This is a genomic window from Bacteroides sp. An269, from assembly GCF_002159755.1.
Lineage (GTDB): Bacteria > Bacteroidota > Bacteroidia > Bacteroidales > Bacteroidaceae > Phocaeicola > Phocaeicola intestinalis.
The window spans coordinates 114,970-127,373 of sequence record NZ_NFJG01000001.1 but is presented as its reverse complement, the minus strand read 5'-3'; the positions used below and the strand labels follow the sequence as shown (position 1 = coordinate 127,373).

At 41.2% G+C, this 12,404-nt stretch carries 18 protein-coding genes and 1 pseudogene; 3 read left to right on the top strand and 16 right to left on the bottom strand.

Going from position 1 to position 12,404, the window contains the following annotated elements:
- Position 1: 1 nt before the first annotated feature.
- The 15 genes from B5F71_RS00705 to B5F71_RS00635 all read right to left on the bottom strand — a co-directional run bounded on the left by B5F71_RS00705 (position 2) and on the right by B5F71_RS00635 (position 9,777).
- Positions 2-550, bottom strand: a complete 549-nt coding sequence (locus B5F71_RS00705) for a hypothetical protein (protein ID WP_087207028.1) — start codon at positions 548-550, stop codon at positions 2-4.
- The gene (locus B5F71_RS00700) at positions 547-1,200 is read right to left on the bottom strand and encodes an AAA family ATPase (RefSeq protein ID WP_239383787.1); all 654 of its coding nucleotides are present in this window, start codon (positions 1,198-1,200) and stop codon (positions 547-549) included. Before B5F71_RS00700 ends, B5F71_RS00705 begins: the two co-directional genes overlap by 4 nt.
- Positions 1,130-1,924 carry a hypothetical protein gene (locus tag B5F71_RS00695; RefSeq protein ID WP_087207026.1) on the bottom strand — a complete coding sequence of 265 codons (795 nt, stop codon included), beginning with the start codon at positions 1,922-1,924 and terminating at the stop codon, positions 1,130-1,132. Before B5F71_RS00695 ends, B5F71_RS00700 begins: the two co-directional genes overlap by 71 nt.
- Positions 1,925-1,973: 49 nt before the next feature.
- Entirely contained in the window at positions 1,974-2,738 is a 765-nt protein-coding gene (locus tag B5F71_RS00690; protein WP_087207024.1) for a hypothetical protein, read from the bottom strand.
- Between the two features lie 25 nt (positions 2,739-2,763).
- Positions 2,764-3,216 carry a hypothetical protein gene (locus B5F71_RS00685; protein WP_021927488.1) on the bottom strand — a complete coding sequence of 151 codons (453 nt, stop codon included), beginning with the start codon at positions 3,214-3,216 and terminating at the stop codon, positions 2,764-2,766.
- A gap of 1 nt (position 3,217) precedes the next feature.
- Positions 3,218-3,583 carry a hypothetical protein gene (locus tag B5F71_RS00680; protein ID WP_087207159.1) on the bottom strand — a complete coding sequence of 122 codons (366 nt, stop codon included), beginning with the start codon at positions 3,581-3,583 and terminating at the stop codon, positions 3,218-3,220.
- Positions 3,584-3,588: 5 nt separating this feature from the next.
- The gene (locus tag B5F71_RS00675; RefSeq protein WP_087207022.1) at positions 3,589-4,233 is read right to left on the bottom strand and encodes a hypothetical protein; all 645 of its coding nucleotides are present in this window, start codon (positions 4,231-4,233) and stop codon (positions 3,589-3,591) included.
- Positions 4,234-4,319: 86 nt separating this feature from the next.
- Positions 4,320-4,796, bottom strand: coding sequence for a hypothetical protein (locus B5F71_RS00670; RefSeq protein ID WP_021927491.1), 477 nt, complete (start codon positions 4,794-4,796; stop codon positions 4,320-4,322).
- Between the two features lie 2 nt (positions 4,797-4,798).
- A complete protein-coding gene (locus B5F71_RS00665; RefSeq protein ID WP_087207019.1) occupies positions 4,799-5,527 on the bottom strand; it encodes an MBL fold metallo-hydrolase in 729 nt (242 codons plus the stop codon).
- An 11-nt stretch (positions 5,528-5,538) separates the two neighbouring features.
- On the bottom strand, positions 5,539-6,531 hold the full coding sequence (locus B5F71_RS00660; protein WP_087207018.1) for a recombinase RecT: 993 nt from the start codon (positions 6,529-6,531) through the stop codon (positions 5,539-5,541).
- 4 nt (positions 6,532-6,535) lie between these two features.
- Positions 6,536-8,500 (bottom strand): ATP-binding protein, encoded by a 1,965-nt coding sequence (locus B5F71_RS00655; protein ID WP_087207015.1) that lies wholly within the window; start codon positions 8,498-8,500, stop codon positions 6,536-6,538.
- A gap of 1 nt (position 8,501) precedes the next feature.
- Entirely contained in the window at positions 8,502-8,783 is a 282-nt protein-coding gene (locus tag B5F71_RS00650; protein WP_087207013.1) for a hypothetical protein, read from the bottom strand.
- A 6-nt stretch (positions 8,784-8,789) separates the two neighbouring features.
- The gene (locus B5F71_RS00645; RefSeq protein WP_021927496.1) at positions 8,790-9,329 is read right to left on the bottom strand and encodes an NUMOD4 domain-containing protein; all 540 of its coding nucleotides are present in this window, start codon (positions 9,327-9,329) and stop codon (positions 8,790-8,792) included.
- Entirely contained in the window at positions 9,329-9,538 is a 210-nt protein-coding gene (locus B5F71_RS00640) for a hypothetical protein (RefSeq protein WP_021927497.1), read from the bottom strand. Before B5F71_RS00640 ends, B5F71_RS00645 begins: the two co-directional genes overlap by 1 nt.
- A gap of 23 nt (positions 9,539-9,561) precedes the next feature.
- Positions 9,562-9,777 carry a hypothetical protein gene (locus B5F71_RS00635; RefSeq protein WP_087207157.1) on the bottom strand — a complete coding sequence of 72 codons (216 nt, stop codon included), beginning with the start codon at positions 9,775-9,777 and terminating at the stop codon, positions 9,562-9,564.
- A 212-nt stretch (positions 9,778-9,989) separates the two neighbouring features.
- Between B5F71_RS00635 and B5F71_RS00630 the strand changes: the two genes are divergently transcribed.
- Genes B5F71_RS00630 through B5F71_RS00620 form a run of 3 tightly spaced genes read left to right on the top strand, consistent with a single transcriptional unit; the run spans position 9,990 to position 11,217 of the window.
- Positions 9,990-10,673, top strand: a complete 684-nt coding sequence (locus B5F71_RS00630) for a LexA family transcriptional regulator (RefSeq protein ID WP_087207011.1) — start codon at positions 9,990-9,992, stop codon at positions 10,671-10,673.
- 8 nt (positions 10,674-10,681) lie between these two features.
- Positions 10,682-10,891: a hypothetical protein gene (locus B5F71_RS00625; protein ID WP_143269825.1), complete on the top strand. Its 210-nt coding sequence runs from the start codon at positions 10,682-10,684 to the stop codon at positions 10,889-10,891.
- Positions 10,888-11,217, top strand: a complete 330-nt coding sequence (locus B5F71_RS00620) for a hypothetical protein (RefSeq protein WP_087207007.1) — start codon at positions 10,888-10,890, stop codon at positions 11,215-11,217. Before B5F71_RS00625 ends, B5F71_RS00620 begins: the two co-directional genes overlap by 4 nt.
- 814 nt (positions 11,218-12,031) lie before the next feature.
- On the opposite strand, the pseudogene B5F71_RS20905 reads toward B5F71_RS00620, so the two are convergent.
- Positions 12,032-12,265: pseudogene (locus B5F71_RS20905) on the bottom strand (phage integrase SAM-like domain-containing protein); the annotation flags it as partial.
- Positions 12,266-12,404: the final 139 nt, after the last annotated feature.

Genomic DNA, 12,404 nt, shown 5'->3' with positions numbered 1-12,404 from the left:
CTCAATACTTTTTCCCGTGTTTGACTTCTCTACTTTCGTTGTACAGCATCTTTTGTTCTATGTGCCATTTGAGATTTATTTTCAAGATCTCCGACAATCTTCTTATCTGGTGCAACGCATAATTAATTTGCTCTTCTTGCGAATACCTGTAGTTCACCAGATCCTTAACTATGGCAAAGATGTTTTCCGTAAAAGTCTTGCGTGGAGTAACAACGTGCTGTATGCAGAATGTATTCAAATTCAGATTGTGCGCTCCGGCAAGATCCAGAAGCCGTATGGCGGCATCTGCCAACTCATCCTCTACGGTATCTTTCAAATGCGATTCAAACAATCCTTTGAAATCTTCACCAGACGCTAAATCATCTTCAAAAAGTTTCTTCATATCCTTGCCTGCGTAATCACCTTTTCGATCCGCTTCTACGGCTTCCATAAGCTCACTTATAACCAGACAAAGGAAATGTTGGTCACTTGGGCTGTTTTCCCAAAATCCGTGTCTTACGGAATTGGCATGGGCTTTCTCCCTTAGTTTGTTCCACTCAATCATATTCATCTTCTGTAACTATTCTGTTTGTAATGCAGTCTTTCAAACATTTCTTCCATCCTGTCAGCAATACGCAATCCGTACCGCTCTCCAAACTCTTCATCCGCTAAGTTTGAAGTGGCAATAGTGAACAACTGTCTATCATATCTCGCATATATCAACTCTGTTACTGGCGAAAATTCATTTCCCCAACTCTTCACACTTTCCGGCTCTGTACCCACATCGTCTATAAACAGAAGTTCTTTGTTTTTCAACCTTGAAAAGTAACTTGGATCGTCTAATACATACTTAGCCAGATTCAACGCTGAAACACGGTATATTTCCGTTCTTTCAGATGATATTGAACTTCCGCCGTAAAGAATGCCTATAAGATTGCATATCGCCTTTGCTAAAGTAGTCTTTCCAGAACCTACGCTTCCATAAAGCAACAGCCCTACTTTGTAATCGCCACAGAGCCATTTTGCAGCCTTACCTATCTTTTCCAGTGTACTATCATCGGGAATGTACTTGTTTCTTCTACGCTCCACTTCCGACTGATAACACATACGCAGCATTTCTTCTATCGTTTCTTGCGGAAAATTGGTGATCTTAAAGCGTGTCCCTGTAGCTGCCTGTCTTGCCAGTATCGCTTGAAGTCTTTCCGCTAATTGCTTTTCCATATCGTTGTATTTCTTCGTTATATCTATCTACTACCCAATTCAATATGGCTCTATAGTCAGACTTGTATTTCTTTCCTTTTGAGCCTTTGTAGTTGTCAAGTATTTCTATCATCCTCTTTGCCGATTCCTCTGAATACCGCCCGCATAGTGCAGCGTACTCATCCCTTGTAAGAGTGACAAATTCGGCATACTTGTACTTCTTCGCTTTCTCCGCTTTTGCCTGCTGTTCCGGGGTTAATGGCGGTGGGCTTTCTTCCGGGAATAAATCCGGCTGTTGTTCCCCTACAGTTCCCTGCTTGGGTTGCTCTTCCGGCTTCTGCATTGGTGGCTGTTGTACTGGTGAAACATCAAAAACCTTAGCCTTTGTTATATCACCACCTTTCTTGCCAGCTTCACGCCTCTTTTCCCTTATAGCCTCATCACGAACCATACGCCTACTAAATACAGCACCATCATCACGAACTCCGCACAAACCGTTTTCTATAAGCATATCAAGCCAGCTTTCACCTACGGAGCTTTCTTTCCCTAACAGCCTTAGTATTTCCTCATGCGTATAGATTTCGCCTGTAGGCTTTACCATCACGCCACGATCCGCACTTTCCCACATATAGCAAAGCATATCAATCCACAGCCCCTTAACATCAAGTGGCAGTGCTTTCAATACTGGATCACTCAACCAGTATTCAGTATCGAAAGGCATTGGATTTTTCTTCTTTCTTGCCATCGTGGAGCTTCTTTAAGGGTAGGGGATAAATCCCCCACCCGAAACACATTTAGATTTCCATGATTGCAATACCTGGCGCAATGTCTTTGATCTTGGTAAGAACATCGTCAATGCAACTGTCACGGTAAGATTCCGTCAGTTCATTTGCGCCCGGAGAAACAAGCTGTAACAGCACTTCGCCATCTTTAAGGTAGTGATCAAATTCCACCTCAATAGGTGTTTTTGCAGTTCCTTTGAAGATAGCCACATTGATAGTGAAACTCTTCGGCAAGTTGCTTTCCACCTCTTGACGGTACACATCCGCCATAGAGCCGGACGGATCACGCTGCTTCTGGATCTCTGCCTTTGCCTTTGCTGTGAAGTTTTTGAGTGCAGAAACGAGTTTCATGCAATCCTCTTTGTCGGCAAACAGCACACGGTTAATGCGTAAGAACTGCCCCAACTTTGCCGGAATCCAGCCAGAACTGGCATCATTGATACCGAACTTTTCAAAGGCTTCTGAAAACTCAACCTTTCCAACGAAAGTGTTTTTCGTGTAGTAATCATCCTCATTCACGGTAAGGGTGATCGTCATTTTCTCACGATCCACTTTCACATTAGCCCGTTTCTGGTCTATCGTGCCAATACGCTTCTCCAGCCAGTCAAACGGAGTGGATATAACACCAGTAACACCTATCTTCTCCGGCTCTTTCGTTTCAAGCGGATTGGGTGATTTCGGTGCAGCACCCTCACGGTACACAATCTCAATAGGATTTTCGCCTGTGTAGTTCGCAATGTTCACGGTCAAACCGTTTTCTTTTTCAATCTTTTCCATCTTGATAAATTTGAATTATTAAAAATTAGTTATCTGTACCAGTCTTAGACATCTGTACTTTCATGTTTTCCCGGATTCCCTGAAATATGGTACGTGATCTCTCTTCCGGGCGCATATCACGCTCTTCAATCTTGTACCCTTTAGGATCATACAAAGCTGCCTTTCCCTCATCAGCATCTAAGAACTGGTAACATTCTCCAGATACCCATTCTCCACCAGCTTTCAATTCTCCACGGATTTTGCCCATGCGCTCAACAAGAGGCTTGATACGCCCTTTGTAATCAGCACGTATTTCTGCTAATTTCTCTTCAAGATCCGCAATCTGAATAGAAACATTGGCAAGCTCCGCCCGTTTCTCATTAGTTTCTTTCGTGTCGAATTTCCGGGTATAGCACTGTTCTACAATCTTATCGCAACTATCCCGTAAGATTTGCGCTCTTTCCTCAATCGGAGTGTCGGCTAACATCACATCTTTCATACTACAAACTTTTAATGATTAATGAATTTAAGTCTATCTGGAACTGGTATTTGTTCAATATCACAAAAGCCAGTATCAGAATCCCAAGAATGCAATCTATAACCCTCCATGTAAACCACCTCTTCGGGATAAACGAAAGGATTATCAGAGCCAGAAAGCCTATCCATTGCGTACTCATCAAGCCAACAAAGCAAATGAGAAGATAAATGCAGTTGAAAACAGCCCACGCTATGAAAGTAGAGCTACATTCTTCCAATTTCTTTCCCTTGTAACGCTTCACGGCTTCCGCTGTCTTTTTCACTTTCAAAAGATTCATCACCTCAAACATAAGGCAGAATGCCACCAGAATATAAAATACCGTTGTCATAGCCATTATTTTAAGTGTTCTGTCACCTTGAATCCATAAGCCAGATATTCAGCCCACAACTCAATGAATTGCCTACCGAAATATGCCGCCTTTTCCTCCGTTTCTTGGCACAAGCGGAAAACAATGTGCGCATACGAGAACGAGGAACGATAATTCGCACGCAGATAACCGAAGCCCGCATACGCCCCATTATAAGCATTACCACCGAACAGAGCACCACACAAAGATTTGCGTTCCTCATCACTCATACGATCAACTTCATCTTTTGTGTATAATGCGAACCACGGATACCAGTAAATCTTGTTTCCCTCCGCATCTGGCTCTGGCTCGAAACTCTTACCCCACAAAGCCCGGCTAATAATTTCCAGCTTCATTAAGGCGATTATGTGTTTAGGCATATTCTGCCGAAAATCGTAGTGATCTGGAAATTGTGCGCAAAGTGCCTTGTTCCTGTTTTCAGAAAGTATTGGGGATAGCCCCAACACATCACAGGCATCTTCGTAACTCTTGATCGTCTTGTAATCGTCAAGTGTAGGCTTTGCAGTTTCCAACACATCTTCGCCAAACAGCTTTTCAAAAGCATCTTTGACACAACCGCAAGCATTTTTGTAGGCGGCTTGCAATTTTTCCTTTTCAATTTGAATTTTCATCTTTCAATGTTTTTAGTTTTACAATCAGTTTCTTTGTTAATCTTATCGCATTATCCACTCTGGTACTTCGTCCGGGTGGAATGTTGTCAATCAGCACTGGTAGAAGTCGGATCAGTTCCGAAACTACATTGTTGGGTATTCTTTTCATTGCACTTCCAGTATTTATCAGGATCGGGTATTTCCACATTCAAAAACTCTCTTCCGTATTCCCGTAGCTTTTCGCAATATGTGGAGAATGTAAGCGTGTCCATCGTAGCGGTAGATCCGGGAAAAGTCAATATCTCGCCTGTGTGCGTGTTTACCACTTTATCAGCGGTCATTTGAGCCTTAAAGAACTCATGCACTTGCTCCACGCTCACAAACTCATATCCGGCATCCAGAAGAGCATCTAACAGCATTGGGTAGATACATCCCCACAACCAGCCGTTTTGGTCGTTTGAACGTGGTTTTCTAACCCTTTTAGCCTCCAACCTATATAACCCATCCATTTGCTGTTTGAGCCATTCATACAGAGGTTTGAGGTTAAACAAACCGTTCCTTTTCTCTACCAGAAGTTTTGCCATACCTAAATCCTATCAAGTTCTATTTCAAGTCCAGTATGTGCCGCATAAACCACCTTTCCTGTCTGCCTTTCTATCTCCGAAACAAAGTGCTTTTCATCACTATTGTTGTCGGATAAGTGAAGCAGGATAATGTTTGCAACATTGGTAAGGTCATTGGCGCATAAGAACCCTTTGCACGTATTTAGCTCCATGTGCGAAGTCATTAGGCGTTCACGCTGTGAGGGAAGTGTACGCCCGGCATTGATAGCTTCCACCAGCTTTGCATCAGAGTAGTTGCACTCAATCATAATTTGGTTTAATCCCGGAAAAACATACTCACACATACAACTATCCGTAAGGAACATTATACGCCCTGTTTCCGGGTGGTCTATCAGGTAGCCGACACAAGGCACATCGTGGCAAGCATCAAATGGCAACACCCTGAATTTTCCAAACTTGTAACCCTTTCCACGCTCAATACAATAGGCACGGCTTCCAGTGACACCCTTTGCAGCCCACACCTCTTCAAGTGCCAGCGTAGGAAATCCACTTTCCACCATTGCCTTAATGTATTTTGCATGATCGTTATGTTGGTGCGTGATCAAGCAGCCAGACACTTTGCGTATATTGAAGTTCAGAGCCTTTTTCACTTCAATGAATCTTACCCCGGCTTCAATGATAAGTGCCTCATCCCTGTTTTCAAGAATGTAGCAGTTACCCTGACTACTTGAACCTAACACTTTCAGAACCATATCACACTCCGTTAATAATCCGGCTCATTTGCCGCATTTGGATTAGCATTGCTTTCGGTCGCAACCTCTTCATAGGTTGCATCCGTCATATCCAATACCTGTTTATTGGCATTGTCCTGAATCAGATTATCACGAACATCTGTATATTCGCCCTCATAGTCGCTTGCAATAGCATTTTGCATTTCAATAGACAAATAGCCGTATTTACTAAGTAAATTGCGTATAACAGTCTTGATAGCCATCCCATGAAAGTTACCCATCCATCCTACAGCAGTGCTATCTGGAGATACGGGAAGATTTGCAAGGCTTAACAGATGCTCAACTGTAGCCTTTTCGTCATTCTTCAATGCCTTTGAGTATCTTTTTGCATGGGTAGCCATTTGTTCTGTTGTCATGTACAATGTCTTGGCAAACCCGTTGATCAACTCAAAGTAGCAGAAGTAACCGATCACCTTGTCAGACTTTCTTTCGCCATCAAAGGCTATCTCTCCAGTAAGCCTGTTCACCTTACGCAATTCCCCATCATAGACTACATCAGCATTGATTGTTCGGTACTGCCCGGATCTCAAAGCCAACTGAATAAGCCCTTTGTAGCCTATCTGGAAAGTAGGCTCATACACTTTAACCCACTTCTGCATAGCCTTACCATCCCTGCCGATCTTAGGCTTTCCGTTCTCATCCAGATCATCAACTCTCTTGCTGTTGTTGAAAGGGATAATGAAAGCATATCCCAGTGCCTTATTGATAGGCAGATGCAAAACAGCCGCTTTCAGAGCTTCCATAACCACCTGTTTTGGCTCGCATAGCTGTAACTTGGAATCACTATTGTACAAGTCAATCACAGAAGCCACGAAAGTAGAAGCATTCTGTTTCAAGGCATTCTTGAACTGTTCCATCACAGAGGGCGCATTAAGCATCTGTTTCAACAGATCCACACCCTTTGTTTTCTTTGCGGCTACCGCTCCACTGTTTGCAGTAGTCACCGCTGTTGTTACCTGTGTCATTACTTTATTGTTTAATGGTTAATTCTTTATCATGGCTAACAACCAGATTTATAATCTGTGAAATGGTAGGTATGATCTCATTCACACGCTCCCTGTTATCAATGAAGATAGGTGCGGATATACCTTTCACCTTGCACATTGCATTGATAATATCCAGTCCGGCATTCAGTTTCTTAGCATCATTCAGATCTGGATAAGGAACTCCATCTATGGTGCATACGCAAGTCAGTTTCTCACCTCCATTAAGTTGCTCGTTCACGAATGAAAAAGATACAATCTGGAACATTCCATTAATGCGCTTCATCAATTCGTTATCTTTAGCTTTTTGGAAGTCAATCATCACAAACTCCGTTTTCTCCAGATCGGCAAGTGCTTGATTATTTGCAATACGCCTTTCTTCAAGTGTGGCTATTTCCTTTTCGGCACGTTCAATGGCTTCACGCTTTGCCAGCCTTTTAACCAGTTCTGAAATGGCACTATCAAGCACCTTAATACCGTCTTTGAGGTCTGTAGTATCTACTGGCTTTGCTTCCATTGAAAGTTGGTTTTCCAATTCCGCAATCTCATTACGAATGGCAATGCAATCGGCATCGGATTCTATCAACTTGCTAACATCCACGCTTTCCGGCATATTTTCCTTTTGCTTATTTATCTCTGACTTGATTTGCTCAATGTATGCCTCCAATTCAGCAACATTAGCTAAAGCATTTTCACGCTTGGTTTGCGTTTCTTCCAGAGTTGCTTTTATCCCTTTACCTTTCGCTGAATTAGCCTGTAACCTTGCAGATTTGTTTTGGTTGAAATTTGCCTCCATTTCGTGCTGTTTGGCGGCAATATCATCCGCTTCAAGCTGCCTATGGCAAGTAGGGCATACAAAAGCCCCATCAGGGTATGTAAGTTGCTCTTGGCTTATCTTTCTGTACTGACCACGCAATGTATCAAGATCCGTGTTCATTCTCTGGATTTTTTCATCATAAGAGGATATTTCGTTGCGTTTCCGCTCCAAATTTCCCTCCTGTAACTTTAGGTTATATTCCAAATCACGGATCTTCAAAGAAACTTCATTGCGCCCATTGTCGGCTTCCGCTCTCAACTTATTCTCTCTATTGGTAAGAGAAAGACGCTTTTCCCCAATAGCCTTTTGGATATTGTTTTTCCGCTCATACTCTTTTTCTACAAGTTTGGATTTGTCCGACAAAGTAGCTTCCAGTTCGGCTTTACGTTCTTTCTTCTCTGTCAGTTCATCATCCAGAGCAACCCAATCCTCTTCTTCTGGCTTCAATCGGTTTGCAGTTTCAATGTTAGACGGTATAACCAGTAGCTCATCCTTGATAGCCTTTTTCTTTGCGGCTATTTCTCTTGCGAATTGAGCCAACGGTTTTCCAGATAGTTGTGCAAGCAGTTCCACATACTCCGGCTTCAATCCTGCCACATCTTGATCAGTCACATCACCTGCCATATCAAGCAGCATACTTTTCTGCACATCTGGATTAAGAGAGGTGAAATAGAACGGATTGGTGATCATACGTGATACATCTTCCGGCAATATGGAAGCCACCGTACTATCATACTCTTGTTTTGTAGCCATCTTCACATCATTCACATAAAACTCTGTCTGGTGGTTTTTCAGAGTTTCTTCCGTAGTTCCACGTGGCTTTACCCATTTCTCCACATAGCAGCGTTGCAACTTCACATCCTTTCCATCCACTGAAAGCACACCGATAACATAGTGCTCCAGCTTCAAAATAGGCTTTCCGTTCTCATCCAGCGTTTTAATGTTGAAATTGCTGTCTGACTTTCCTTTACTGTCCTTTCCGAAGAGAAGCCACGAAAAGGCATCGCATACCGTAGTCTTACCTGTACCGTTCTCACCGTAGATCCACGTTTCCGCATTGGTGAAATCCAGTGTAAGGTTACGGATTCCCTTAAAGTTGAATAGGGACAAACTTTTCAGTTTAATTGTTCTCATACTACTTGTTTATTAAAGTGTTAAGTTTTTCAGATTTATCAGCAGCCAGTAACTCTGCTCTGGAATAAAGAACTTTGGAGCGTATGGAAGCACCGCCACGAGTAGTAGATACTGTACCTTTTTGTACCCACTTCTTTACCCGGCACTCCTGAAACTCCCTGTATGCCTCACGCTGTGAAATGAGATCATCAGCAGGTTTGGTCATTTTGACATAATTAGCCGCTCCCAAACTTGCCATTTCCATACAGATATTTTTCAGTTCCCAAAGTTCTAATTGTATCATGGCTACTTAGTATTTCCAGATATATCCTTTATGGGTTTTCAAATCTCCTTTGGCTACTTTACTAACTCCAGCAGGATTAAACCCATAATTCTTTACGGATGCTACAGATTCATATTCTCTTATTAATACACCATCTTGCGTATATTGCTTAACTGGCTTTGATAGCTTCAAACGCATTTTAGCGTCATGGTTTCCATAACGGTTATTTTGATACAAAGGCAACCATTCCAAATTCTCAACGCTATTATTGTTTTTGTTTTCATCCTTATGATTTACAGTGTCGTACCCATTAGGATTTGGTATAAATGCCATAGCGACAAGCCTATGAACTAAAAAAGATTTTCGCTTGTTCTGTACTTGCAGTTTCAAGCAATGATAACCGCCATTCACTATAAAAGTCTTTAGCATTCTGCCAGTGTGCAAACGCTCCTTTCCAGATTTTTCACGGACATAATAATCTATGCCCTTAACTCTACCACAAGAGGAAACTTGATATTTTCCCTCATAACCGGGTACATCTTTCCATATCTCATCAGATGATTTCATCACTTGCTATTTTTCCGTTTGAAGAATGTAGCCACGCTTTCAGTGCCGTACTCATCATCTGTGTATAGCACATAAGCCATAAGAGCGCACATACCGAATGTGACGAAATGCCACCATGCGCCAAAGAAGATCGCCCCGATTAGGGCTGTGATTCCAAGCAGTCCGAAGATTACCGATCCTGCCAAATTGATTAATGTTTCAAACTTCATAATCAGTGTTGCATTTTTGATTGTTAGTCGAATAGTTCGCTTTCAGGTATTCCGATTTCCTTAGCGATAATAGATACACATAGTGCATTGGGCTTCTGTGCGCCAGCCAGCCAACAACGCACCGTTTTTTCCGATACCATACACAGCTCCGCTATTCTTCGCACGAAAGCTGTTTTTGGTGCTACCTCCGTTTTCGGGGGTAGTGCATCATAATACTGCCTGAATTTTGTTTTCTCCATTTCTGTAATTTTGTTATAGTACATAGTGTTCCACAAACACAAATTCGTTATATTTGTGCCGTGAAGTAGTAATTCACACCGCAAATATACGGAGGATTTTTCAGACAACAAAACATTTTACGGATAAAAAATCACATATTTTCCCGAATTGATTTGGATGGTCTGAAATTCAGTGTATTACATAATTAATTTAACTCTGAAAAGAAATCAGTATGAGCGAAATTAAAGATAGACTTACAAAGTTCCTTGAATACAAAGGGTACGGACAATTAAAGTTTGAGAATACAGCAGGATTGGGTCGTGGATTCGTAAACAAGGTTGGGTTTAATATCAATGCAAAGTCTCTTGAAAAGATAGCAAAGGCTTACCCTGAATTAAACATAGACTGGTTAAGAAGCGGACACGGATCAATGCTGAATGGCGAGAACGGAGATAGTGAGGTTACTCTAAACACTCCGAAAGAAGAGCATAGCCAGACAACAGAATCAGAAGATACTGCAAAATGGGTGTTGCTACTACCTGTATCAGCACAAGGTGGTAGCCTGAATGACTTTGTTGTGTCGGTCAAGGAAAGCGACTGTGAAAAGGTTGTTTCACCCATCCGTGGCGTGGATTTCGCTATGACTGTTTCAGGTGATAGTATGTCGCCAGAATACCCAAACGGTAGCCGGATCTTCATCAAGAAGATAAATGAAAGGGCATTTATTGAATGGGGAAAAGTATATGTACTTGACACCTGTAACGGTACAGTGATAAAAATACTCGTGCCGTCAGACAAAGAGGGATATGTAAAGTGCGTATCTATCAATACAGATCCTATCTTTGCACCTTTTGAGGTCGCTTTGGAAGATATTTACGGAGTGTACAAGGTTTTGCTTTGTATGTCTGTTAAATAGTTATTGATATGGAAAATCTTAGTAGAATGGTGATAGACCTGTACAAACAGAGCTTCACCGATTATGTGAATGGGAACACGGTTAATGTAGATGCAATTCTGGAAGCGCAAGAAGCCGTTAGTAATGCGATAATCAAGGCAAGGATAGAAAATACTGTCACGGAGTTTCTGGAGCATCTGAAAGCCGATATTGATTACTTGAAATACCAGATTCTATGAGGAATGCTTTTGCCCTACTATTATTAGCCATGATTGTATTTTCTTGCCAAAAGCCATACGAAAAAACAATCACAGAAAGCACAAAGAATGCTTATCCGAATGAGTGCTATAATTGTATTGAAATATCATCCCCGGTACTGGATAGCATTGACGATAGCCACTATATGCCTGTACACGAAATGGATATACCACAAACAGACTATCAAGGAAAGGTAAATGTGGTAAAACATACTTTTAGCATAGGTTGCGAAAGCATAGATACTCTAACAGAAGTTTGGGTATTTAGCGAAGATTTCAATAGAGCAATTTTTATATCTAAAGAATGAATACACCAGTGAGCAAACAAATAATGGAGCGGTTTTATACTGCACTGGATGCAATAATAGCCATGAAGAAGATCCGTGGCGTGAACACATATTGCCGACTTAATAACATAGATAGACGGAATTTCATTGCGCAACGAAAGGATCTTGATCGTGGATGGTTTCAGTTGTCGTGGCTTCAACCTATGGTAAGGGAATACGGAGTAAATGCCAAATGGTTGCTTACTGGATTCGGTAAGATGTTTGAAGATTAAAAAGAGCGTGGGGTAATTGCCTCACGCTTTTTTGTTCTTTCCCCCATACCCCCTATTTCATATACTATCTATTCTTACTTATAGATCTTTATTATATAATATAGTATATATACCCCCATATAACTTTTGCTTAGGCAAAACGCTAAAATTATGTTTCTGTATATTAGATACTTACAAACATTTGCTTAGGCAAAATAAAATCGGACAAAATTTGCTTAGGCAAATTGACAGAATTAAACAACTGATTTCCAGCGTATTCTATAATTTTGCTTAGGCAAAATGGTTTTGCTTAGGCAAAAGTGTGCAAAGTATTGATAATCAACAAAAGTGTTGTTTTGCTTAGGCAAAAATATCCAGAAACAATTTTGCTTAGGCAAAACATGATTTTCCGAACATTGATTTACAGATAGTTATAAACTTTTGCTTAGGCAAAACCGTACTTTTTGGCACTCAAAAAATGCCGATTTTTTCCAAAAATTGCGCTTGCTTAGGCAAATGATAAATTTGCTTAGGCAAAACGCAAAAGTTTGTCTATTGGTTATCAAATACTTTCTGAAATTTGCTTAGACAAAATTCTTTTTTTGCTTAGGCAAATATACTGGTTCATCTACTGATCCGATATTTAGTTTGACGGTATCAAGCACCTTGCGATTAGCTTTGTCTATGAAGTCCCATGACTTCTTTATATAGATGTCCGTCACCCTCATTGTTTCGTCCACATGGTTAAGCGAAGTGTGAACGGTGTACTTATCAACTCCTGCCTCATTGTTGGCTATTGTAGCCCATGAGTGCCGGGCTTTGTACAATGCAGATATATTTGTGGAAATAGATGCAATTAAAATTATAGATAACAATGAATATCAATAGTTTATGAAACAATCAGCGAAATGGATATTCTGCTTATCTTTTGTTTGTTGATAGGTGTTTTGACTTTTT

What these genes read in the sequence shown, in the direction of transcription:
- B5F71_RS00635 (WP_087207157.1), bottom strand. Translation starts at nt 9,777, where the DNA reads ATGGAGAAAACAAAATTCAGGCAGTATTATGATGCACTACCCCCGAAA.
- B5F71_RS00660 (WP_087207018.1), bottom strand. Translation starts at nt 6,531, where the DNA reads ATGACACAGGTAACAACAGCGGTGACTACTGCAAACAGTGGAGCGGTA.
- B5F71_RS00630 (WP_087207011.1), top strand. Translation starts at nt 9,990, where the DNA reads ATGAGCGAAATTAAAGATAGACTTACAAAGTTCCTTGAATACAAAGGG.
- B5F71_RS00690 (WP_087207024.1), bottom strand. Translation starts at nt 2,738, where the DNA reads ATGGAAAAGATTGAAAAAGAAAACGGTTTGACCGTGAACATTGCGAAC.
- B5F71_RS00665 (WP_087207019.1), bottom strand. Translation starts at nt 5,527, where the DNA reads ATGGTTCTGAAAGTGTTAGGTTCAAGTAGTCAGGGTAACTGCTACATT.
- B5F71_RS00695 (WP_087207026.1), bottom strand. Translation starts at nt 1,924, where the DNA reads ATGGCAAGAAAGAAGAAAAATCCAATGCCTTTCGATACTGAATACTGG.
- B5F71_RS00645 (WP_021927496.1), bottom strand. Translation starts at nt 9,329, where the DNA reads ATGAAATCATCTGATGAGATATGGAAAGATGTACCCGGTTATGAGGGA.
- B5F71_RS00705 (WP_087207028.1), bottom strand. Translation starts at nt 550, where the DNA reads ATGAATATGATTGAGTGGAACAAACTAAGGGAGAAAGCCCATGCCAAT.
- B5F71_RS00625 (WP_143269825.1), top strand. Translation starts at nt 10,682, where the DNA reads ATGGAAAATCTTAGTAGAATGGTGATAGACCTGTACAAACAGAGCTTC.
- B5F71_RS00700 (WP_239383787.1), bottom strand. Translation starts at nt 1,200, where the DNA reads ATGGAAAAGCAATTAGCGGAAAGACTTCAAGCGATACTGGCAAGACAG.
- B5F71_RS00655 (WP_087207015.1), bottom strand. Translation starts at nt 8,500, where the DNA reads ATGAGAACAATTAAACTGAAAAGTTTGTCCCTATTCAACTTTAAGGGA.
- B5F71_RS00685 (WP_021927488.1), bottom strand. Translation starts at nt 3,216, where the DNA reads ATGAAAGATGTGATGTTAGCCGACACTCCGATTGAGGAAAGAGCGCAA.
- B5F71_RS00640 (WP_021927497.1), bottom strand. Translation starts at nt 9,538, where the DNA reads ATGAAGTTTGAAACATTAATCAATTTGGCAGGATCGGTAATCTTCGGA.
- B5F71_RS00620 (WP_087207007.1), top strand. Translation starts at nt 10,888, where the DNA reads ATGAGGAATGCTTTTGCCCTACTATTATTAGCCATGATTGTATTTTCT.
- B5F71_RS00670 (WP_021927491.1), bottom strand. Translation starts at nt 4,796, where the DNA reads ATGGCAAAACTTCTGGTAGAGAAAAGGAACGGTTTGTTTAACCTCAAA.
- B5F71_RS00675 (WP_087207022.1), bottom strand. Translation starts at nt 4,233, where the DNA reads ATGAAAATTCAAATTGAAAAGGAAAAATTGCAAGCCGCCTACAAAAAT.
- B5F71_RS00680 (WP_087207159.1), bottom strand. Translation starts at nt 3,583, where the DNA reads ATGACAACGGTATTTTATATTCTGGTGGCATTCTGCCTTATGTTTGAG.
- B5F71_RS00650 (WP_087207013.1), bottom strand. Translation starts at nt 8,783, where the DNA reads ATGATACAATTAGAACTTTGGGAACTGAAAAATATCTGTATGGAAATG.